This is a genomic window from Streptomyces parvulus (assembly GCF_014648855.1).
Classification (GTDB): domain Bacteria; phylum Actinomycetota; class Actinomycetes; order Streptomycetales; family Streptomycetaceae; genus Streptomyces; species Streptomyces parvulus.
The window spans coordinates 272092-292897 of record NZ_BMRX01000004.1; the positions used below are offsets into that span (position 1 = coordinate 272092).

Annotated in this window: 20 protein-coding genes; 16 read left to right on the forward strand and 4 right to left on the reverse strand. The window is 73.0% G+C overall.

What is annotated here, in order from left to right:
- Positions 1 to 24 precede the first annotated feature (24 nt).
- The 7 genes from glpK (at position 25) to IE108_RS09105 (ending at position 7179) form a co-directional block, all read left to right on the forward strand.
- Complete coding sequence (gene glpK / locus IE108_RS09075; RefSeq protein ID WP_064731360.1) at positions 25 to 1548, forward strand: glycerol kinase GlpK; 1524 nt, start codon at positions 25 to 27, stop codon at positions 1546 to 1548.
- 69 nt (positions 1549 to 1617) lie between these two features.
- Positions 1618 to 2721 carry an AI-2E family transporter gene (locus IE108_RS09080; RefSeq protein ID WP_064731359.1) on the forward strand — a complete coding sequence of 368 codons (1104 nt, stop codon included), beginning with the start codon at positions 1618 to 1620 and terminating at the stop codon, positions 2719 to 2721.
- A gap of 78 nt (positions 2722 to 2799) precedes the next feature.
- Positions 2800 to 3453, forward strand: coding sequence for a maleylpyruvate isomerase N-terminal domain-containing protein (locus IE108_RS09085; RefSeq protein ID WP_064731358.1), 654 nt, complete (start codon positions 2800 to 2802; stop codon positions 3451 to 3453).
- Between the two features lie 183 nt (positions 3454 to 3636).
- Positions 3637 to 4185, forward strand: a complete 549-nt coding sequence (locus IE108_RS09090; protein WP_229851734.1) for an ankyrin repeat domain-containing protein — start codon at positions 3637 to 3639, stop codon at positions 4183 to 4185.
- Entirely contained in the window at positions 4182 to 5342 is a 1161-nt protein-coding gene (locus IE108_RS09095; protein ID WP_064731356.1) for a YncE family protein, read from the forward strand. The genes IE108_RS09090 and IE108_RS09095 overlap by 4 nt, the downstream gene beginning before the upstream one ends.
- Positions 5343 to 5468: 126 nt before the next feature.
- Positions 5469 to 6284: an SAM-dependent methyltransferase gene (locus IE108_RS09100; protein ID WP_064731355.1), complete on the forward strand. Its 816-nt coding sequence runs from the start codon at positions 5469 to 5471 to the stop codon at positions 6282 to 6284.
- A 61-nt stretch (positions 6285 to 6345) separates the two neighbouring features.
- A complete protein-coding gene (locus IE108_RS09105; protein ID WP_064731354.1) occupies positions 6346 to 7179 on the forward strand; it encodes an alpha/beta fold hydrolase in 834 nt (277 codons plus the stop codon).
- A gap of 74 nt (positions 7180 to 7253) precedes the next feature.
- Here IE108_RS09105 and IE108_RS09110 read toward each other — a convergent pair whose 3' ends face one another.
- Positions 7254 to 7457 carry a cold-shock protein gene (locus IE108_RS09110; protein ID WP_003978336.1) on the reverse strand — a complete coding sequence of 68 codons (204 nt, stop codon included), beginning with the start codon at positions 7455 to 7457 and terminating at the stop codon, positions 7254 to 7256.
- A 330-nt stretch (positions 7458 to 7787) separates the two neighbouring features.
- Here IE108_RS09110 and IE108_RS09115 point away from each other — a divergent pair, with 330 nt between their 5' ends.
- The 3 genes from IE108_RS09115 (at position 7788) to IE108_RS09125 (ending at position 10335) form a co-directional block, all read left to right on the forward strand.
- A complete protein-coding gene (locus IE108_RS09115; protein ID WP_064731353.1) occupies positions 7788 to 8552 on the forward strand; it encodes a hypothetical protein in 765 nt (254 codons plus the stop codon).
- A 220-nt stretch (positions 8553 to 8772) separates the two neighbouring features.
- Positions 8773 to 9138 carry a hypothetical protein gene (locus IE108_RS09120; RefSeq protein ID WP_064731352.1) on the forward strand — a complete coding sequence of 122 codons (366 nt, stop codon included), beginning with the start codon at positions 8773 to 8775 and terminating at the stop codon, positions 9136 to 9138.
- 111 nt (positions 9139 to 9249) lie between these two features.
- Positions 9250 to 10335: a GNAT family N-acetyltransferase gene (locus IE108_RS09125; RefSeq protein ID WP_064731351.1), complete on the forward strand. Its 1086-nt coding sequence runs from the start codon at positions 9250 to 9252 to the stop codon at positions 10333 to 10335.
- Positions 10336 to 10363: 28 nt separating this feature from the next.
- On the opposite strand, the gene IE108_RS09130 is transcribed toward IE108_RS09125, so the two are convergent.
- Both IE108_RS09130 and IE108_RS09135 read right to left on the reverse strand, forming a co-directional pair.
- Positions 10364 to 11785, reverse strand: a complete 1422-nt coding sequence (locus IE108_RS09130) for a Gfo/Idh/MocA family protein (protein ID WP_064731350.1) — start codon at positions 11783 to 11785, stop codon at positions 10364 to 10366.
- A gap of 170 nt (positions 11786 to 11955) precedes the next feature.
- Positions 11956 to 12819 carry a GntR family transcriptional regulator gene (locus IE108_RS09135; RefSeq protein ID WP_064731349.1) on the reverse strand — a complete coding sequence of 288 codons (864 nt, stop codon included), beginning with the start codon at positions 12817 to 12819 and terminating at the stop codon, positions 11956 to 11958.
- 225 nt (positions 12820 to 13044) lie between these two features.
- Between IE108_RS09135 and IE108_RS09140 the strand changes: the two genes are divergently transcribed.
- From IE108_RS09140 to IE108_RS09160, 5 genes are all read left to right on the forward strand, one after another.
- A complete protein-coding gene (locus tag IE108_RS09140) occupies positions 13045 to 14310 on the forward strand; it encodes an extracellular solute-binding protein (protein ID WP_064731348.1) in 1266 nt (421 codons plus the stop codon).
- 45 nt (positions 14311 to 14355) lie between these two features.
- Complete coding sequence (locus IE108_RS09145) at positions 14356 to 15339, forward strand: carbohydrate ABC transporter permease (protein WP_064731347.1); 984 nt, start codon at positions 14356 to 14358, stop codon at positions 15337 to 15339.
- The gene (locus IE108_RS09150; protein ID WP_064731346.1) at positions 15336 to 16199 is read left to right on the forward strand and encodes a carbohydrate ABC transporter permease; all 864 of its coding nucleotides are present in this window, start codon (positions 15336 to 15338) and stop codon (positions 16197 to 16199) included. The genes IE108_RS09145 and IE108_RS09150 overlap by 4 nt, the downstream gene beginning before the upstream one ends.
- 66 nt (positions 16200 to 16265) lie before the next feature.
- Positions 16266 to 17882: a beta-N-acetylhexosaminidase gene (locus IE108_RS09155; protein ID WP_064731345.1), complete on the forward strand. Its 1617-nt coding sequence runs from the start codon at positions 16266 to 16268 to the stop codon at positions 17880 to 17882.
- A complete protein-coding gene (locus tag IE108_RS09160) occupies positions 17879 to 19354 on the forward strand; it encodes a cellulose binding domain-containing protein (protein WP_064731344.1) in 1476 nt (491 codons plus the stop codon). The genes IE108_RS09155 and IE108_RS09160 overlap by 4 nt, the downstream gene beginning before the upstream one ends.
- 16 nt (positions 19355 to 19370) lie before the next feature.
- Here the strand turns inward: IE108_RS09160 and IE108_RS09165 are convergent, their stop codons facing one another.
- Positions 19371 to 19592 (reverse strand): hypothetical protein, encoded by a 222-nt coding sequence (locus tag IE108_RS09165; RefSeq protein WP_064731343.1) that lies wholly within the window; start codon positions 19590 to 19592, stop codon positions 19371 to 19373.
- Positions 19593 to 19964: 372 nt separating this feature from the next.
- Here IE108_RS09165 and IE108_RS09170 point away from each other — a divergent pair, with 372 nt between their 5' ends.
- The gene (locus tag IE108_RS09170; RefSeq protein WP_064731342.1) at positions 19965 to 20795 is read left to right on the forward strand and encodes an endo alpha-1,4 polygalactosaminidase; all 831 of its coding nucleotides are present in this window, start codon (positions 19965 to 19967) and stop codon (positions 20793 to 20795) included.
- The last annotated feature ends 11 nt before the right edge of the window (positions 20796 to 20806 follow it).

Below are 20806 nucleotides of genomic sequence, written 5' to 3' on the forward strand. Positions count from 1 at the left end.
ACCGGCCGGAGAGGCGGCACAACCATGGCGGACTTCATCGGCGCGGTGGACCAGGGGACCACCAGCACCCGGTTCATGATCTTCGACCACGGCGGCAACGAGGTCGCCAAGCACCAGCTGGAGCACGAGCAGATCCTCCCGCGCTCCGGATGGGTGGAGCACGACCCGGTCGAGATCTGGGAGCGCACCAACTCGGTGATGCAGAACGCGCTGCGCAACGGCGGGCTGTCGGGCAGCGACCTGGCGGCGATCGGCATCACCAACCAGCGCGAGACCACGGTGGTCTGGGACCCCCGCACCGGGCGTCCCTACTACAACGCCATCGTGTGGCAGGACACCCGCACCGACGCCATCGCGGCGAACCTGGAGCGCTCGGGCCGGGGCGACGTCATCCGCCGCAAGGCCGGGCTGCCCCCGGCGACGTACTTCTCCGGCGGGAAGATCCAGTGGATCCTGGAGAACGTCGACGGGGTCCGGGAGGCCGCGGAAGCGGGCAACGCCGTGTTCGGCAACACGGACTCCTGGGTGCTGTGGAACCTCACCGGCGGTCCCGACGGCGGCATCCACGCCACCGACGTGACCAACGCGAGCCGCACCATGCTGATGGACCTGGAGACGCTCGACTGGGACGAGGAGCTGCTGGGCTTCTTCGGGATCCCGCGGAGCATGCTGCCCGCCATCCACCCGTCCTCGCACCGGGAGGCCTACGGCACGACCCGGACCTCCCGGCCGCTGCGCGCCGCCGTGCCCATCACCGGCGTCCTGGGCGACCAGCACGCGGCCACCGTCGGGCAGGTCTGCTTCTCGCCCGGCGAGGCGAAGAACACCTACGGCACCGGCAACTTCCTGGTGCTCAACACCGGTACGGAACTGGTCCGTTCGCAGCACGGCCTGCTCACCACGGTGGCCTACCAGTTCGGCGACAGCCCGGCGGTCTACGCGCTGGAGGGCTCCATCGCGGTGACCGGGTCGGCCGTGCAGTGGCTGCGCGACCAGATGAAGATCATCAAGACCGCGGCGGAGAGCGAGGAACTGGCCCGCACCGTCGAGGACAACGGCGGCATGTACTTCGTCCCCGCCTTCTCCGGCCTGTTCGCCCCCTACTGGCGCTCCGACGCCCGGGGCGCGATCGTCGGGCTCGCCCGGTACAACGACAACGCGCACCTGACGCGCGCGACGCTGGAGGCCATCTGCTACCAGAGCCGCGACGTCGTCGAGGCCATGGAGCAGGACTCCGGTGTCCACCTGGACGTGCTCCGGGTCGACGGCGGCGTGACCGCCAACGACCTCTGCATGCAGATCCAGGCTGACGTCCTCGGCGTGCCGGTCAGCCGCCCCGTCGTCGCGGAGACCACCGCGCTCGGCGCCGCCTACGCGGCCGGGCTCGCGACGGGCTTCTGGCGCGACACCGACGAACTGCGCACCCACTGGAGCGAGTCCAGGCGCTGGGAACCGCAGTGGTCCGAGGAGCGGCGCGCGGAGGGCTACGCCGGGTGGAAGATGGCGGTCGAGCGCACCCTCGACTGGGTCAAGGTGCCGGAGAGCTGAGCCCGGCGCGGGTCCTCGCCCCGACCCTCACCTCGGGAGACGACGGGGGTTGCCCATAGGGTGACCTCCATGTCTGCCAGATTGAGTTCCGCGAGGACCCGCGCCGCGTTGCGCACCGGCGCGCGCGTCTCTGCCGAGTTGCTGCTCGTACTCGTCATGCTCGCGGTGGCCCTGTGGCTGCTCGGCCGCATGTGGTCGGTCGTGTGGCCCCTGATAGTCGGTCTGCTCCTGACCACGCTGACCTGGCCGCCGGCCCGTTTCCTGCGCCGGCACGGATGGCGCCCGGCGCTCGCCGCGGCGACGGTCACGGTCGGGTTCCTGCTGGCCGTGTTCGGCATCGTGGCGCTGATCGCGGTGCCGATGTCGTCCCAGACCGGCGAGTTGACCGACGGCGTGGTGGAGGGCATCGAGCGGCTGCGCGAGTGGGCGGCCGGCCCGCCGCTGAACATCGGCGACGACCAGATCACGGGTGCGCTCGACTCGGCCATGGCCCGCGTCCAGGACAGCGTCGGCAGCGTGGTCACCGCGGTGACCACGGGGGTGAGCGCCGTGGTCAACGGCCTGATCACCGCGGTGCTGGGCGTCTTCCTGATGTTCTTCTTCCTCAAGGACGGACCGCGGTTCCTGCCCTGGCTCACCCGCCAGCTGCCGGGCCGGCTGGCCACCGACGTCCCGGCCGTGGCCCTGCGCGGATGGGAGACGCTGGGCTCCTTCGTCCGCTCGCAGGCGCTGGTGGGCCTGCTCGACGCGGTCTTCATCGGTCTCGGGCTGTGGATCCTCGGCGTGCCGCTGGTGCTGCCGCTCGCGGTGCTGACGTTCGTGTCCGCCTTCGTGCCCATCGTCGGCGCCCTGTTCGCGGGCTTCGTCGCGGTGCTCATCGCCCTGGTGTCCAACGGCCTGACGGACGCGCTGATCGTGCTGGCGATCATCGTCGTCGTCCAGCAGCTGGAGGGCAACGTGTTCCAGCCGATCATCCAGAGCCGGGGTCTCGGTCTGCACGCGGCCGTGGTCCTGCTGGCGGTGACGCTGGGCGGCAGCCTGGCCGGGATCGTGGGCAGCCTGCTCGCCGTGCCGATCGCCGCGCTGATCGCGGTGGTCTGGAACTACGTACGGGAGCAACTCTCCGAACCGCCGGAGGAACCCGCTCAGTCCCCGGCGGCGGCGGGGGTCTGAGCGTCCGCCTCCCGGGGTCTCCCGGGACCGGCCGGAAACCGGTCGCCGCCGGCCCGCCCGTGCTGTTGGCTTGCGGGCATGGAACTCTTCTCCAGCTCCTGGGCGGCCCTGCGCTCCACCGTGGCCGGCCTCGCCGACGAGGACTTCGCACGACCGTCCGGCTGCACCGGCTGGCTGGTCCGGGACCTGGTGTGCCACCTGGTCATCGACGCCCAGGACGTCCTGATCACCCTGGCGACTCCCGCCACGGGGGAGCCGACCAGGGACGCAGCGACCTACTGGAACGTGGTCCCGACCCCCACGGGCGACGATCCGCTGGACGCGCTCACCGTCCGGCTGGCCGCCGCCTACGAGGAGCCGCGGCTGCTCAAGTTCCACCTGGACGACGTGGGTTCGGCGGCCGGCCGCGCCGCCGGACTCGCGGACCCGGGCGCCCGCGTGGAGACGCAGGAGCAGGTGCTCACGGCGGGCGACTACCTCTCGGCGTACGTCCTCGAATGGACGCTGCACCACCTGGATCTCGTCGCCGGTCTGCCGGACGCGGCCGGGCCTTCGGCCGAGGCCCTGGCCGGGGCGCGGGCGCTGCTGGAACGGGTGGCGGGCGAGGAGTTCCCCCGGTCCCTCTCCGACGCGGACGCGCTGCTGGTCGGCACGGGCCGCCGCGCCCCGACCGCGGACGAGGCGGCGGCGCTCGGCGCACTGGCCACGCGGCTGCCCTTCGCGGTGGGCTGACGCGGCCACCGCTACCGCACCGCACCGCACCGCACCGCACCGCACCGGCGGCCGGGTCGACCGATCGGACGACGGGCCCGTCCCCCGCCCGGTCACGGGCGAGGAGCCGGTGCGCCGAACGCGGCCCGGGGGCAGGGGGCGAGGATGGCGGTACACGCCCCCGACACCGCGGAGTCCTCCGTCATGACCCCCATCCCGCCCGACCCCGACACCCCCGATCTGGTGGCCGCCCTCGCCGACCGGGTCGAGACCGCCGGGGTGCTGGTCGCCGCGGGCGCCGACGTCAACGCGCAGGACGCGCGCGAGGACAGCCCGTGGCTCGTCACCGGGGTCACGGGCAGTGTGGCGATGATGCGGGCCCTGCTGCCAGGCGGCCGGGACGTGACGCTGACCAACCGCTTCGGCGGCGTGTCCGTGATCCCGGCCGGTGAACGCGGGCACCTGGCCTACGTGCGCGCGGTGCTCGCCGAGACCGGGACGGACGTCGACCATGTCAACCGGCTCGGCTGGACGGCACTGCTGGAGCCGGTCGTCCTCGGCGACGGCGACCGCACGCACCTGGACGTGGTGGCGGCGCTGCTCGCCGCGGGCGCGGACCCCTCCCTGCCGGACGGCGACGGGGTCACCGCGCGTGCGCACGCGGAACGCCGGGGCTTCGTGGCGATGGCCGGCCTGCTCCGGCGCGCCGAGGACGGCGCCACCCGCGGGCACCGGGGAGGCGGGCGGCCGTGAAGCGGCGCGCCCTCGCGGGCTCCCTGGCCCTGCTGGCCGCCGTCACCGCGACGGCGACCGGGTGCACGACGGCCGGGGACGGGGAGGCACCGGCGGCACCGTCCGCGTCCTCCCCCGGCGGGGCCCCGGGCGCCCGCTCCGCTCCCGCCCGCACCTCCGACGGCACCCTCGTGGTCACCGACTTCGGCGCCGACACCGTCACCTTCGTCGACCCCGGCCGACGCGGCGCGGCGGCCGATCTGGGCTCGGTCGAGGTCGGGACGGCCCCGTACGGCATCGCGGTCGGCGAGGACGGCACGGCCTGGGTGGCGACGGCGGAAGGCGTGGCCGCGGTGGACACCCGAACCCGGGAACGCACCGCGCTGATCCCCCACCGGACCGCCACCGGCCCGGTGACGACCGGCGAGTACCGGGGCGGGGGCATGGGGATCGCCCTGTCCCCGGACGGCCGCAGCCTGTACGTCGGCGTCAACGTGCCGGGAGGCGACGGCACGCTGGAGGTCGTCGACACCGCACGCCGGGAGGTGACCAAGACCGTGCGGGTGGGCCGCCGCCCCTTCGACGTCGACGTCTCGCGCGACGGCCGGCAGGTCTATGCCACCGGGCACGACTCCTTCGACGTGACCGTGGTCGACACCGGCGACTGGTCCACGCGCCGCGTCGAGGTCGCGCCGTACGGCACCGAGGGCGGCCTCGGCTCCTGGCTCAAGCCCCACTACGCCGCCGTACGCCCGTCCGACGGGGCGCTGCTGCTGCCCTTCGAGGGCGAGCGGCTGGCCGTGCTCGATCCGCGCGGCGGCCGGGTCCGGATCGAGGCCATGACCGCCGACACCCACCAGCACGGCGTGGCGGTCGGCGCCGACGGCACGCTCTACGTGGTGGGGACCGGGCCGATCGACCCGGCCGAGGACGAGGGGCCGTCCCTGACCGTCCGCGCGCCCGGCGGCGACGAGCGCGTCATCGCCCTGGACGGTCCGCACGAGTCGGTCGCCGTGTCGTCCGACGGCCGCACCGCCTACGTCTCGGGCGGCTTCACCCGCGACGGCCACTGGAACGGGCTGAGCGTCGTCGACGTCGGGAGCGGCACCGTGACGCGGCTGCCCGTCGGTGTTCGCCCGCTGGGCGTCGCGGTCCTCGGGGCCCCGGTGGCGGGGTGAACCGGGGCTTCGCGCGGAGGGCTTCGTTCCGTCTGTGCCCTCGGTGAACCGGTGTACAGGGGACGCCTGTTGCGACGTAGGTTGAGGGACGACATCCACGCCTCGGCTGAAAGACGGACCGCCACGATGAACGAGCCCGCGACGACGCCCGGTCACTCGGTACAGCAGAAGATCGACACTACGGTGCCGCACTCGGCCCGCATCTGGAACTACTGGCTGGGCGGCAAGGACAACTACCCGGTCGACGAGGAGGCCGGGGACGCGTACACGGCCGTCTTCCCGGGCATCGTCACCATCGCCCGCAGCAGCCGCGCCTTCCTGCGCCGCAACATCACCCACCTGGTCGCCGAGGCGGGCATCCGGCAGTTCCTCGACATCGGCACCGGCCTGCCCACCGCCGACAACACCCACGAGGTCGCCCAGCGCCTCGCGCCCGAGACCCGCATCGTCTACGTGGACAACGACCCGATGGTCCTCGCCCACGCCCGTGCGCTGCTCTACTCCACCCCGGAGGGCGCGACCGACTACATCGACGCCGACGTGCTCGACGCGGACACCGTCCTCGCGGCGGCCGCCGAGACGCTGGACCTCGAGCGCCCCGTCGCCCTCATCCTCAGCAACATCCTCGGCCACGTCGCCGAGTACGACCGGGCGCGTGCCCTCGTCACCCGGCTGATGGGCGCCCTGCCGTCCGGCAGCTACCTCTCCGTCAACGACGGGTCGCGCGGCACGGACCCGGAGTTCGAGCGGGCGCAGGACGCGTACAACGAGAGCGGCGCGGTGCCCTACATCCTGCGTACCGTCGACCAGATCACGGCATACTTCGACGGGCTCGAGCTGGTGGAGCCGGGCGTCGTGCCGGTCACCCTCTGGCGTCCGGAGGCCGGCGGCCCCGCCCCGGAGCCCATCGGCGAACACGGCGGCCTCGCCCGCAAGCCGTGACACCACGCGCGCCGCGTCCCGTGGACGGCGCGGCGCGCCCGACCGGGAGGAGCACCCGCCGATGTCGTCCTGGCAGCTGCCCGAATCGTTCCGCAGCGCCTCGGGCACCGTCCGCTGGAACCGGCTGGGTCCCGCGGACGGCCGCCCGGTGGTGCTCCTGCACGGCACGCCGTTCTCGTCGTACGTCTGGCGTGCGGTGGCCCGTTCGCTCGCGCCTGCGTACCGGGTGTTCGTGTGGGACATGCCCGGCTACGGGAGGTCGGAGAAGTTCGCCGGCCAGGACGTGTCGCTCGCGGCGCAGGGCCGGGTCCTCACCGAACTGCTGGACCACTGGGGGCTGACGGAGCCCCTGGTGGTGGCGCACGACTTCGGGGGCGCCGTCGCGCTGCGGGCGCATCTGCTGCACGGGGTCCCGTACCGGGCGCTGGCCCTGGTCGACCCGGTGGCGCTGGCGCCCTGGGGGTCGCCGTTCTTCCGGCTGGTCCGCGACCACGCCGAGGTCTTCGAGCAGCTGCCGCCGGCGCTCCACGGGGCCCTGGTGCGCGAGTACGTGGGGTCCTCCGGCGGTCCCGGGCTGCACCCGGCGGTGCTGGACGAGCTCGTGGGCCCCTGGCTCGGCGAGTCGGGGCAGCCCGCCTTCTACCGGCAGATCGCCCAGGCGGACCAGCGCCACACCGACGAGATCCAGGACCGCTACCCCCGGATCGGCGTACCGACGCTGATCTGCTGGGGTGAGGACGACGCCTGGATCCCCGTGGCCAAGGGACGGGAACTCGCCGGTCTCGTGCCCGGGGCACGGTGGGAGCCGATCGGCGGGGCGGGCCACCTGGTCCAGGAGGACGCCCCCGCCGAGCTGACGGCGGCGCTGCTCGGCTTCCTGCGCGAGGCGGCCTGACGGTATGCCACAGGGCAGGGCCCCCGGAAACTCATGGTCTCCGGGCGCCCTGCCCCGTTCGGCGGTCCGCCGGATCAGGCGGGGGTGATGTTCTCCGCCTGCGGGCCCTTCTGGCCCTGGGTGATGTCGAAGGTGACGGCCTGGCCTTCCTGGAGCTCGCGGTAGCCCTGGGCGTTGATGTTGGAGTAGTGCGCGAAGACGTCGGGACCGCCGCCGTCCTGCGCGATGAAGCCGAAGCCCTTTTCAGAGTTGAACCACTTGACAGTTCCGCTGGCCATGCCTTTTGCCTTTCAGCCGTTATCGGATCCGCACCGCGCGAACCCGGAGGTGGTCGTCCTGGTCCTCCGGCATTGCACAGCAAACCGCCCGCACTCCGGGGCGGGCGGTCTGGGCGAACCACGACATCTGCTGCTGACGCTACACGGCATGTCCGGGCCCCACCAGTGAGTAAGGGGTGTGAGCGGCAACGATGTTGCGTACGAGGGCCCGGAAAGGCCGCCGCGCGGGTCCGTTCTGCGCCATCCGGGGGAGACGGCGGGCCGAGCGGACACCCCGGTTCCGGAAGTGGTCTAGCTATGAGTAGTCCACATACGGAGTCGGAGATCGATATGACCGTCAGGAAATGCCTGGCCCTGGTGATCGGCGCTGTCCTGTGCACCGGCGCGCTGGGGACCGGCTGCGCCCGGCAGCACGCGGACGCCTCCCTGCAGGACGCGCACGCGCCCGGCACTCCCACGGCACGGCACGCCTCTCCCCTGCCCGCTCCCCCGCGCCACTTCCCCCGCCCCCTGCCGGGGGTCGGGCCGGTGATGCGGGACCTGGTGCCGGCCGGTACGCGGCAGGCCCTGGTGGTCACCGGCGAGAACGAGACGTCGTCGCAGGCCGAGGTGGTGCTCTACGAGCAGTACCCGGCGCAGGGCTGGCGGGCGGTCGCCGGCCCCTGGCCCGCCCACAACGGGCTGCGCGGGTGGACCGAGGACCACGAGGCGGGCGACCTCCATTCGCCCATCGGTGTCTTCGGGCTCAGCGACGCGGGCGGCAGGCTGCCCGACCCGGGCAGCCTGCTCCCCTACGACCAGGACCCCGAGTTCGCCGTGTCGGGCACCGGGCACCTGGGCGAGCCGCTGGAGGGGTCCTTCGACTACGTGATCGCCATCGACTACAACCGGGTCCCCGGCACCACCCCGCTGGACCTGACCCGCCCGCAGGGCGAGGACGCGGGCGGCGGCGTCTGGATCCACGTCGACCACGGCGGTCCCACCAACGCCTGCGTGTCCCTGGACGAGGAGCACATGCGCGCCCTGCTGACCGCCGTGGACCCGGACAAGGAACCGGTCGTCGTCATGGGCCCGCGGGAGATCCTGGCCCGGTAGCGCCTGCGGCCCGCGTCCACCGGATGTAGACGCGCGGTGCGAACCGGCAACGGAGCACGACGTCCCCGCGCCGGTCTCCGGGGACCGGTTCGCCCGGCACGGTCTTGACGCGACGGGGCGCGCTCGGCCTACTGGAGGCACACCTGGACGTCTTCGGGGGACTGGACCAATGTCGGCCCGTGCGTCCGCCCCGGCCGGGACTGAGGTCAGGAGTCCGAGAGTGCGGCGTCCACGGGCAGCGGCGGCGGTACTGCTGGCGTGGGCGCTGCTGTTCCTCCTCGCCCCCGGCTCCTCCGCACTCGCCGAGTCCCCCGCCGACCCTGCCCGGGTGGCGGTCGCCGCGGTGACCGAGACCGCCGGGGAGGCGGGCCCCGGCGAGGGGGAATCCGCCCACCGCCATGCCGCCGTACGGGCGCCGAGGGCCGCGGGGCCGTCGGGCGCCGACGACCGGGGCACCGCCCGCGCCGCGCGGGCCGACGCGCGGCTGCCGGACGGGACGCGGAGCCGCCGTCCGTGTCCGTCCCCCGGAGGGCCGGCCGGCGCCGGCGCCCGGGACGTGCGCGAACTCCAGACGTTTCGCTGCTGAGGGCGGTACCGACCAGGTCTGCACGGCGCTCACGGCGTACCGCCCGTGGCGACGCGCTGTCCGGCAGGCCTTCCGGGTGTCCCCAGTCACGACGACGCAGGAGGCAGGCGCGTGTCCGACAGGCGCGTAGAGGTGATCGGGCCGGGGCGGCTCGGCGCGGACGACCACAAGATCTGGCGGGAGATCAGGGCCGCCTCCGGGGCACCGGCGAACCCGTTCCTGGACCCGGTGTTCACGTCGGCGGTGGGGCTGGTCAGACCGCGGGCCGAGGTGGCCGTCCTGCGGGAGGACGGCGTCCCGGTGGGCTACTTCCCCTACGAACGCGGCTTCGCCGGCCAGGGGCGGGCGATCGGGCTCGGGGTGTCGGACAGCCAGGGCGCCGTGCTGCGGGACGGCGTCCGGCCGGACGCCCGGGCACTGCTGCGGGCCTGTGCGCTCTCGTCGTGGGAGTTCGACAACCTGGAGTCGGGGCAGGACGTCTTCCTCCCGCACACGGCCGAGGTGCTGGCCTCGCCGGTCGTCGACCTGGACGAGGGCTTCGAGCACTACGCGCGGGGCCTGCGCGCCGGGTCGCCCGGCTTCCTGAAGCAGACCCTCGCCAAGGAGCGAAGACTCGCCCGGCAGGCCGGGGAGGTCCGCTTCGAGTACGACGAAGCCGACCCCGGGGCCCTGCGGACGCTCATGCGCTGGAAGTCCGCGCAGTACCGGCGCACCGGCCGGCGCGACCGCTTCGCTCAGGAGTGGATCACCCGGCTGGTGGAACTGCTCGCCCGCGGCGAGGATCCGGGGTGCCGCGGAGTGCTGTCGGTGCTGTACGCCGGCGGCCGGCCCGTGGCCGCCCACTTCGGGCTGCGCTCGCCCACGGTCCTGTCCTGGTGGTTCCCGGCGTACGACCCCGCGTACGGCAGGTACTCCCCCGGGCTGCTGCTGTTGCTGCGGATGCTGGAGGCGGCGGCCGCGGAGGGGATCGAGGCGGTGGACCTGGGCAGCGGTCCGGCCCGTTACAAGGAGTCGTTCAAGACCCGGGACCTGCGGGTGTACGAGGGTGCGGTGGTGGTCCCCGGGCCGGGCGGCGCCGTGCACCGGCTGCGCCGGGAGCCGGTGCGGGCCGCCCGGCGCTTCGTGCGCGACCGGCCGCGGCTGGCCCGCACCGCGGCCCGGGCGCTGGCGGAGCTGGGCCGGGTGCGGGACCGCTGACGCGGACCGGGATACGGCGGACGGGGGTTCAGCGTGCGGGCGGCATCTCGGTGGGTGTCGAGTCAAGGCCGGGCCTGCGCTCGCGCCAGGCGCCCCGGGTGAAGTCGGGGATCTCGACCGGGCGGCCGCCCCTGTCCAGCGAGGCGGCGCTCAGCGGGACCGGCGCGCACCAGGCGGCCGAGTCGTAGACGTCGATGTCCGGTACCAGTCCGACCCGCATGAGCTGGACCAGGCGCCACTGGAGGACGTAGTCCATGCCGCCGTGGCCGCCGTTGTTCGCGGCGTCGTCGCCGACCTTCTGCCACAGCCAGTGGTCGTACTCCTTGCGGTAGGTCTCGAAGTCCCGCCAGGTGTGGCCGCTGTGGTCCGGTTCGACGTAGATCCGGGCGCCGGTCGGGGCGGGTCCGGCGTAGTCCTCGACGATGCCCCGGCTGCCGGCGAGGGTGTTGATCCGGCTGTAGGGACGGGGCGAACTGACGTCGTGCTCCGCCCGGATGGTCCGGCCCCGCGCCGTCTCGATCATGCAGGTGACCAGGTCACCGTTGATGTAGGTCTCCTTCCACGACGGGTGGTCGCGCGGGACGAAGCGCGCCCGGTAGTCGGCCAGGCCCTTCGGCGCGGTCGAGGTCGCGGTCAGGGTGGTCATGCGGTCGCCGCGGTTGACGTCCATGGCCGCGGCGATGGGGGCCAGGCCGTGCATCGGGTAGAAGGAGGCGGTGCTGCGGGTGTGCCAGAGCCGGCGCCAGGAGTCGGTGTAGTACGTGTCGGAGAAGAGGAGTTCACGCAGGTCGTGGAGGTAGCCGCCGTGGCCGTTGGTGATGTCGCCGAACAGGCCGTCGTGGGCGGCCTTCAGCATCGCCAGTTCGTTGCGGCCGTAGCTGCAGTTCTCCGACAGGAGCAGGTGCCTGCGGGTGCGCTCGGAGGTGTCGACCAGGTCCCAGAGCTGGCGCAGTTCCGTCGCGACGGGCAGTTCGACCAGGGCGTGCTTGCCGCTGAGCAGCGCGGCCCTGCCCTGCTCGTAGTGGAACTCCCAGGGGGTGGCGATGTACACGAGGTCGATGTCGTCGCGCCGGAGCATACGGGCGTAGGCGTCGGCCGAGCCGCCGTACTCGGCGGGGCGCGGGTGGCCCTTGCCCGCCAGCCGGTCGGCGGCGCTCTTGGCGCGGTCGGCGCGGATGTCGCAGACGGCTGTCACCGTACAGCCGGGTACGGCGGCCCAGCCGGTGATCATGCCGCCGCCCCGGTTGCCGAGGCCGATGACGCCGACGCGGACGGTTCTGCGGGGCTCGAAGGGCACGCCGATCATCGACTTCTGACCGGGCCGGCGGCGGGGCGCCTGGTCCGCGGCCGAGGCGGACGGGGCGGCCGCGGTCATCCCGGCGGCGGCCGCGCCGGTGGCGACGGCGGAGCCCAGCAGCAGTCGGCGTGAGACAGCGGGCTTTTCGGACATGACGGCAACACTCCTCGTGGGCGGTCGGCTGCACGGTGGGGGCGCGGACGGGCGTTGTCGAGCACTGTCGGGGCATGACTCTGCGGCGTCAGCCCTGACATGTCAACACGTGCTCGATACAAAGCCATTCCGAGCAACTCCGCGCACCGGAGGGTCAGCCGTCCCCGTGTCTACATGCCGTCCTGCACCACCCCGCGGGTCGAGAGCGTGACGGGGTCCTTGGTGGTGAAGTCGCCCGGCGGGATGCCCGGATGGTGTCCCTGTCCCGGGCCCTGGCCCTGCCCCGGCGGCGGTAGCTGGTCGCGCGGGCCCAGGGTGAGGCGGGAGACGATGCGGTAGCGGTCGCCCCGGTAGAGCGAGTGCACGTACTCGACGGGGCGGCCCGCCGTGTCGGTGGTCAGGCGCTCGAAGAGGAGCGCCGGGGAGAGTTCGGGGACGTCGAGGAGGTCGGCCTCGGCCCGGGTGACCACGGTGGGCTCGATCGACTGGACGGCCTCGCTGACCCGGACGCCGTGGCGCTCGGCCAGGTGCGCGTAGAGGTCGCCCTGCTCCAGTTCCTCACTGGTCAGGTCGGCCACGAGGTCGGCCGGGACGTGCAGGTACTCGATGGCCATCGGCGCCCCGTCGACCAGCCGCAGCCGGGCCACGTAGTGGATCCGCGCCGCCGGCGACATGCGCAGCTTGCGCCCCACCCGCGCGCCCGCGGGCAGGGTGCGGACCTCCAGGAGCCGGCTGGTCCAGGCGCCCGCGGCCTGCGGGAGGCTGAAGGCGCGGCGGTCCGAGACCAGTTCCTGGGTGATCTTCTCGGCGGCGACGAACATGCCCCGGCCGTGCTCGCGCACCAGCAGTCCGGCGACCACCAGTTCGTCGACCGCCGCCCGCAACGTGGGCCGGGACACGCCCAGTTCGGCGCAGAGGGTGCGCTCGGAGGGGATGGCATCCCCCGGGTGCCGCTCCTCGATGAGTTCCAGGATCGCGTCCCGGACGCGCTCGCGTTTGAGCACCGCCCCGGAGGCGGCGGCGTCGATCTCCATGCGGTACTCCCGTAACTGGTCTGCTGGTCAGCCGAGCTTACCTGTCCACCTCTGCCGTGATCCAGCCACCGATCGAGGTGCGGCGGCTGAACTTGCGTACATACACGAGGGGTTGACGCCCTCATTGGTCCATGCCACCTTCGTCCCACACCGACTGGTAAGCCCTGCGCCCCTTACTGGTCAAGTGTGGGTGCGTCTCCCTTCCAGCTCTCCCAGAGGTGAACCGTGAAGTACCGCTCCCTCGCCCTGTTCTCCACGCTGGTGCTCGGTGCCGGGCTGGCCGCCTGCTCCTCGGGCGGCTCCTCCGACGACGCCGGCACCGGCCGGACCGCGCTCGACGTGTGGCTCATGCGCGACAGTGTCTCGGCCGGCTTCCAGCAGGAGTTCGAGACGGGCTTCGAGAAGGCCCACCCCGAGATCGACCTGAAGATCCAGATCCAGGAGTGGGAGGGCATCGGCGAGAAGGTCACGGCCGCCCTGGCCAGCAACGACGCCCCCGACGTCATCGAGGTCGGCAACACCCAGGTGGCCCAGTACGCGCAGAGCGGCGGCCTCACCGACTTCTCGGACCGGGTGGACGAACTGGGCGGCGGCGCCTGGCTGAAGGGGCTCGCGGAGCCCGGGGCGTACGAGGGGAAGCAGTACGGCATCCCCTACTACGCGGCCAACCGGGTCGTCATCCACCGCACCGACCTGTTCGAGAAGGCGGGCGTGGACCCCGCCTCCATCAGGACCCGGGACCAGTGGATCGCCGCCACCCGCAAGCTCGACGCGGGCGGCACCCAGGGGATCTACCTGCCCGGGCAGAACTGGTACGTCCTGTCGGGCTTCGTCTGGGACGAGGGGGGCGACCTGGCCGTGAAGTCCGGCGGCGGCTGGAAGGGCGGCCTGGACAGCCCCGAGGCGCTGCGGGCGATGGACTTCTACCAGCGCCTCCAGGCCCTCGGCAAGGGCCCCAAGGACTCCGACGAGTCCCAGCCGCCGCAGGCGGAGGTGATGGCCAAGGGCCAGGTCGCCCAGATCATCGCCGTCCCCGGCGGTGCCAAGGTCATCGAGGAGAAGAACCCCGAACTCAAGGGCAAGCTCGGCTTCTTCCCGATTCCCGGCAAGACCGCCGACCGGCCCGGCGCGGTCTTCACCGGCGGTTCCGACCTGGTCGTCCCGGCCGTCGCCGCGCACCAGGAGGAGGCGTTCACCCTCATCCGGGAACTGACGGGCGACGCCTGGCAGAAGAAGCTCGCGGTCGCGATGAGCTACGTGCCGAACAAGACCACCCTGGCGGACGCCGTCGCCGGCGACCCGGGCACCGCGGCCATGGCGGCCGGCGCCGTCAACGGACACGCCACCCCCAACACCCCGCAGTGGGCCGCGGTCGAGGCCAAGAACCCGGTCAAGGAGTACATGACCGCCGTGCTCACCGGTGAGGACCCCGCGTCCGGGGCCGCGAAGGCCTCCCGGACCATCACCGACACCCTCAACAGCGACTCCTGACCGCCACCCCGACGACCCCGACGATCCCGAGGGACAGGAGACACCGTGTCGACCGTCCGTGAGCGGAGCGTGCCGCGCGAGGCGGCCCGCCGCCGTCCGGCCACCCCCGCCGGCTCCCCCCGCGGGCCCGGCGGGGCGGGGCGGGGCACGCCGTGGCCGTACCTGCTGGTCGCGCCCGCCGTGCTCGGCATGCTGTACCTGCTGCTCTATCCGCTGGGCCGCGCCCTGCTCATCTCCGTGCAGGACTTCCGGCTGCGCCAGCTCATCCTCGGCGACGCCGAGTTCGTGGGCCTGCGCAACTACCGGACGCTGCTCGGCGACCCGGAGTTCTGGGAGGTGGTGCGGCGCACCTTCGTCTTCATGGCGGTCTGCGTGGTCGCCATCATGGTCCTGTCGACCCTGGTGGCGCTGATGACCGAGCGGCTGGGCAGGGTGGCCAGGACCGTGGTTCTCAGCTCCCTGGTGCTGGTGTGGGCGGTCCCCGTGGTCGCGGCCACCACCGTGTTCCAGTGGCTGTTCCACTCCGAGTTCGGCATCGTCAACGAGACCCTGACCGGCCTCGGCCTCGACTCGTACGAGGGATACACCTGGTTCGCGCACGGCGGCACCGCGTTCGCCATCGTGGTGGTGCTGATCGTCTGGCAGTCCGTGCCGTTCGCCGCGATCACGCTCTACTCGGCGCTGGTCACCGTGCCGGCCGAGCTGTACGAGTCGGCGCGGATGGACGGCGCGGGCGGCACGCGCGTCTTCCGCTCCGTCACGTTCCCGCTGATCCGGCCGATCTTCATGCTGGTCCTGTCGCTGGAGGTCATCTGGACGTTCAAGGCGTTCGTGCAGATCTGGGTGATGACCCGGGGCGGCCCCGGCGAGGCCACCACCATCCTGCCGGTGTACGCCGTGCAGACCGCGCTCTCCGGGCAGCGCTACGACCTGGGCTCGGCCGCCTCGATGCTCACGGTGCTGCTGATGAGCGGCGTCCTCGTCCTGTACTTCCGTCAACTCTTCCGTCAGGAGGGCGAGCAGCTGTGAGCGTCCCGCGCCCCTCGCCGCCTCGCGCGCCCCGCCGCGCGCTGCGCCGGCTGCCGCTCAACGCGGCGGCCCTGTTCACCGTCCTGGTCTGCCTGTTCCCCGTGTACTGGATGGTCACGACCGCCCTCAAGCCGTCCACCGACATCCAGTCGTACGACCCCCGGCTGATCCCCGGCGCGTGGACGCTGGACCACTTCCGGCGGGCCGTCGGGGCCGACGGGTTCGCGCTGTTCTGGCGCAACAGCGTCCTGGTCACCCTGAGCGCCGTGCTCCTCGCCCTGCTGGTCGCCCTCGGCGCCGCCTACGCCGTGGCGCGGATGCGCTGGCGCGGGCGGCGGCAGTTCATGCTGGCGGTGTTCATCGCGCAGATGGCGCCCTGGGAGTCACTGATCATCCCGATCTACATCATCTCCCGCGACACGGGGATGCTCGACCGCCTGCCCACGCTGACCCTCGTCTACTTCATGATCACGCTGCCGTTCACGGTGGTCGTGCTGCGCGGCTTCATCGCCGGCATCCCGCCCGAACTGGAGGAGGCGGCGCAGGTCGACGGCTGCACCCGGGCCGCCGCGTTCCGCAAGGTCGCCTTCCCGCTGCTGGCGCCCGGTCTGATGGCGACCTCGCTCTTCGGCTTCATCACCGCCTGGAACGAGTTCACCTACGCCAACTTCCTCATCATCAAGCAGCAGGACAGCCGCACGCTGCCGGTCTGGCTGTCCTCGTTCCAGTCGACGTTCGGCACCGACTGGGGCGCCACCATGGCGGCCTCCACGCTCTTCGCCCTCCCCGCCCTGGTGGTCTTCCTCGCCCTGCAGCGCCATGTGACGGCGGGGCTGGCCTCGGGAGGCGTCAAGGGCTGACCGCGCACGGCCGCCCACCGCCCTCCCCCACCCGCCGCGTCCCCGCCCGACCCCCGGAGCCGCCCCGTGGACCTGCCACGCCCCGAACTGGCCCTCGTGCCCCGCCCCCGACGCCTGTCCACCCGTTCCGGCCGCTTCCGCCTCGACGAGACGACCCGGCTGCGGGTCACGCCCGGGGCCGGACCGGCGGCCGCCCTGCTGCGCTCCCTCCTCGCCCCGGCCACAGGCCTGCCGCTGCCGGCCTCCGCCGACGGGGCCTTCGTCCTCGCCCTCGACCCCGCCCTGACCGGCCTCGGTGAGGAGGGCTACGGCCTGACCGTCAGCCCGCAGGGCGTCCTCCTGCGCGCCGCCCACCCGGCCGGGCTGCTGCACGGCGTGCAGACGGTGCGGCAACTCCTGCCGTACGACGCCCTGTCCGGAGAGCCGGTGCGCGGCGTGCCGTGGGACCTGCCCGCCGTGGAGATCACCGACGTTCCCCGGCACCCCTGGCGCGGCTCCATGCTCGACGTGGCCCGGCACTTCCAGCCGGTGTCCTACCTGCGGCGGTACGTCGACCTGATGGCGCTGCACAAGCTGAACGTCTTCCACCTCCACCTCACCGACGACCAGGGCTGGCGGATGCCGGTGGCCGCGTACCCGCGGCTCACAGAGGTCGGCGGGGTGCGCACGGAGTCGATGGCCGGTCCCGCCGGCACCGACCGCTTCGACGGCGTGCCGCACGGCGGTGCGTACACCCGGGCGGAGCTGCGGGACCTGGTCGCGTACGCGGCCGAGCGCGGCGTGCGGGTGCTCCCGGAGACCGGCGTGCCCGGGCACGTGCGGGCCGCCCTGGCCGCCCACCCCGAACTGGGCACGGACCCCGGCCGGCGCCTGGACGTGTGGACCCACTGGGGGGTGTGCGAGAACGTCCTCGGCACCGACGACCACGTCCTCGACTTCTTCCGCACCGTCCTCGACGAGGTCATGGACGTCTTCCCCTCCCCGTACGTCCACCTCGGGGGCGACGAGTGCCCCACGGTCGAGTGGGAGCGCAGCGCGGCGGCGCGGGCCCGGGCCGCCGCGGAAGGGCTGCCCGGGCCCCGCGCGCTGCACCCCTGGTTCATCTCCCGCATGTCCGAGCACGTGGTGCGCGCGGGCCGCCGCCCGGTCGTGTGGGCCGAGAACGGCGTCACCCTCCCGCTGGAGTGCACGGTGATGAGCTGGCGCGAGCCCGCCCACGCGCACGCCGCGGCACGGCGCGGGCACGAGGTGGTGCACGCCGACCACCGGGCCACGTACTTCGACTACCCGCGCGGCCCCGGCGCCGGTGAACCGCCCGGCCAGCCCGGCGGGTTCGTCGACCTGCGCGCGGTGTACGACGTCGACCTGGCGCCGCCCGAGCCCGGGGCCGCGTCCCGGGTGCTGGGCGCCCAGGGCCAGTTGTGGACGGAGTTCGTCCCCACGCCGGAACACGTCGAGTACCTCACCTACCCGCGGCTGTGCGCGCTCGCCGAGCGGGTCTGGGACGGCGCGTACGGCTGGCGGGACTTCACGGCCCGGCTGGCCGGTCACCGGGCCCGGCTGGACGCCCTCGGCGTCCCGCACGCCGCGGCGCCGGCCCGGGTGCCGGCGCCGCACCCCACCGACCTCACACCCCCCACGCTCCCGCACCGGCGGGAGCCCTGCGGAAAGGACTCCGGATGAGCAACCGACCCACCGGCCGATCCACCGGCCGGCCCGGCCCCGGGCGCGCCCGACTGGCGCTCGCCCTCGCGGCCCTCCTGGGCGGCGGTGTGCTGACCGCCCTCCCGGCCCAGGCCGCCCCCGCGGCGGCGGACGGCCTGAGCGTCCAGTACCGAACGAGCGCGGGCGGAGCCACCGCGGACCAGACCGAGCCCTGGCTCAAGGTCCGCAACACCGGCTCCTCCCCGGTGCAGTTGAGCCAGGTGAAGGTCCGCTACTACTTCAAGGCCGACTCGCCGAGCGACACGTACCGCTTCGCCTGCTCCTGGGCGGTGCGCGGCTGCTCGGTCGTCACCGGCACGTTCGGCACGCTGGGCAACCCGACGGCGACGGCCGACCGCTACCTGGAGATCGGCTTCACCCAGGCGGCCGGCACCCTGGCCCCCGGCGCGGACACCGGCGACCTCCAACTGCGCTTCCACCGGGCGAACTGGCAGACCCTGCGGCAGAGCGACGACTACTCCTTCAACGGCGCCCAGACCTCGTACGCTAACTGGGACAAGGTCACCGCCCAGCTCGCCGGTGCCACCGTGTGGGGCGCGGCCCCCGAGGGCAACGACCCCACCGACCCCACCGACCCCACCGACCCCACCGATCCGACCGATCCGACCGACCCGCCGGGTGGCGGACAGTCACTGTTCGACGACTTCGACTACAGCTCGCACACCGACCCGGCCATCTCCGCGCACGGCTGGAACGTGCGGGCCAACTCCGGTGGGCCCGGCGTCCCGGGGGCCACCTGGGACCCGTCCAAGGTCACCTTCGTCTCGGCCGGGGGCAATTCGGTGATGAACCTGGAGACCTCCACGGCCGGCACCGGCGCCTCCACCACGCACACCGAGGTCCTCACCCGGGCCACGAAGTTCAGGAACGGCACCTACGCCGCGCGCGTGAAGTTCTCCGACGCGCCCAAGTCGGGGCCCGACGGCGACCACCTGGTGCAGACGTTCTTCACCATCAACGACCTCAAGGCCCCGATGGCCGACGACTACGCCGAGTACGACTTCGAGTACCTGCCGAACGGCGGCTGGGGCGAACCGGCGAACATCCTCTACACGACGTCCTGGGAGACCTACAACCCGGAACCCTGGCAGGCCGTCAACCAGCACTCGGAGCAGCGCCGGAGCTACGCGGGCTGGCACGACCTGGTCGTCACGATCGACGACAGCGCCATCACGTACTACGTGGACGGGCAGCACTTCGGCACGCATGACGCGCAGTACCTGCCCGAGCGGCCGATGTCGATCAACTTCAACCAGTGGCTGATCGACCTGAACGGCCAGACGTCGACGGCCCCGCGCGCCTACGACCAGCAGGTCGACTACGTCCTGCACGTCAAGGACCAGGTGCTCACCCCGGCCCAGGTCGCCGCGAAGGTCGCCGGCTACCGGAACGCCGGAACGGGCTTCGTGGACGAGGTGCCCGCCACCTGACTCCCGGCGGGGACGGTCAGAACAGCCGCTCCTGGGCGGGTGCGGACCGTCCCCGCCGGCCGCGGGGCCGGGAGCCGGGTGCGGGCGCCTCCTCCCCGAACAGCGGGGCGGTGCCGTACTCGTCGGGTTCGGCCGGCACGGTGGCGGGACCGGTGCCCACGTTGAGGACCAGCGGGGCGTCCCGGTCGAAGTCGCCGGGTGTCATCGCCACCCACTCTCGGTCCTGCCGCTCTCCCACGCACCGACACCTCTCTCGCGCCGCCCGCCGCGACCACGCGACGCTACCAGCCTCGCGGCCACCCGGTGATCAGGGCTCCGACCTGGCTCGCTCCCATCGTTCCCGGCGATCCGCCCACCGACGCATGATGATTGATTCTGCACCGAACAGAGCCTCTTCGATCAGCTTCAAGCACCCGCTCTCTCGATTCGAACCCTTGACAGAGCCTGGACCCGGTCGATTTACTCCCGGTCAACGCCGATGCCACGCGATCGGCGGCAGAGGTACGCCCAGCCGGTAGCTGGCCCGACGCCAGGAGCCCGGACTGAGTCGCCAGGACGGCCGAGCGCGTCCGAGGCGGGGCCGTGCCCACCATCCTCCGGAGCTCGAACCATGAGCCGCACGCAGGTGCACACCTCGAAGAAGAAGCCGGTGCTGGCGGGCGTCTGCGCCGCCGCCGTCCTCGCCACCGCCGCCGCCCTCGTCCCAGGCAGCACCCCCGCCGAGGCCGCGGTACCGGCCCCGCCCCCGGCCGGCGCCGGCTTCGACTACCAGATCGGCGGCGCCTACACCCCGCCTTCCGGCGTACGGGTGGTCAGCCGCGACCACACGGCCTCCCCCGCCGCGGGCCTCTACAACATCTGCTACGTCAACGCCTTCCAGGCCCAGCGGGGCGCCGAGGGCGAGTGGGACGACGACCTGCTGCTGCGCGACGGCGCGGGGAAGGTCGTCTACGACACCGAGTGGAAGGAGGCCCTGCTCGACACCCGCACCGCCGACAAGCGCCGGCGCATCGCCGACAAGGTCGGTACCTGGATCGACGCCTGCGCGGACAAGGGCTTCCAGGCCGTCGAGCCGGACAACTACGACAGCTACACCCGCTCGAAGAATCTCTTGGACGCCGCCGACGCCCAGGCCTTCGTCAAGCTGCTCGCCGAGCGCGCGCACGCCGGAGGACTGGCCATCGGGCAGAAGAACACCGTCGAACTCGCCGGGAACCGCGTCGCCAACGGTCTGGACTTCGCGGTCGCCGAGGAGTGCGGCGAGTGGGACGAGTGCGGGGACTACACGGCCGAGTTCGGCGACCACGTGATCGTCGTCGAGTACACCGCCGCGGGCCTGAGGAAGGCGTGCTCCGGGTTCGGCGACACGCTGAGCATCGTACGGCGCGACCTGGACGTCTCGCCGAAGGGCAGCAGCTCCTACGTCCGCGAGACCTGCTGACTTCACCCGAC

Coding starts and splice junctions, on each gene's coding strand:
- glpK (WP_064731360.1), top strand. CDS start 25: ATGGCGGACTTCATCGGCGCGGTGGACCAGGGGACCACCAGCACCCGG.
- IE108_RS09080 (WP_064731359.1), top strand. CDS start 1,618: ATGTCTGCCAGATTGAGTTCCGCGAGGACCCGCGCCGCGTTGCGCACC.
- IE108_RS09085 (WP_064731358.1), top strand. CDS start 2,800: ATGGAACTCTTCTCCAGCTCCTGGGCGGCCCTGCGCTCCACCGTGGCC.
- IE108_RS09090 (WP_229851734.1), top strand. CDS start 3,637: ATGACCCCCATCCCGCCCGACCCCGACACCCCCGATCTGGTGGCCGCC.
- IE108_RS09100 (WP_064731355.1), top strand. CDS start 5,469: ATGAACGAGCCCGCGACGACGCCCGGTCACTCGGTACAGCAGAAGATC.
- IE108_RS09105 (WP_064731354.1), top strand. CDS start 6,346: ATGTCGTCCTGGCAGCTGCCCGAATCGTTCCGCAGCGCCTCGGGCACC.
- IE108_RS09110 (WP_003978336.1), bottom strand. CDS start 7,457: ATGGCCAGCGGAACTGTCAAGTGGTTCAACTCTGAAAAGGGCTTCGGC.
- IE108_RS09115 (WP_064731353.1), top strand. CDS start 7,788: ATGACCGTCAGGAAATGCCTGGCCCTGGTGATCGGCGCTGTCCTGTGC.
- IE108_RS09130 (WP_064731350.1), bottom strand. CDS start 11,785: ATGTCCGAAAAGCCCGCTGTCTCACGCCGACTGCTGCTGGGCTCCGCC.
- IE108_RS09135 (WP_064731349.1), bottom strand. CDS start 12,819: ATGGAGATCGACGCCGCCGCCTCCGGGGCGGTGCTCAAACGCGAGCGC.
- IE108_RS09160 (WP_064731344.1), top strand. CDS start 17,879: ATGAGCAACCGACCCACCGGCCGATCCACCGGCCGGCCCGGCCCCGGG.
- IE108_RS09170 (WP_064731342.1), top strand. CDS start 19,965: ATGAGCCGCACGCAGGTGCACACCTCGAAGAAGAAGCCGGTGCTGGCG.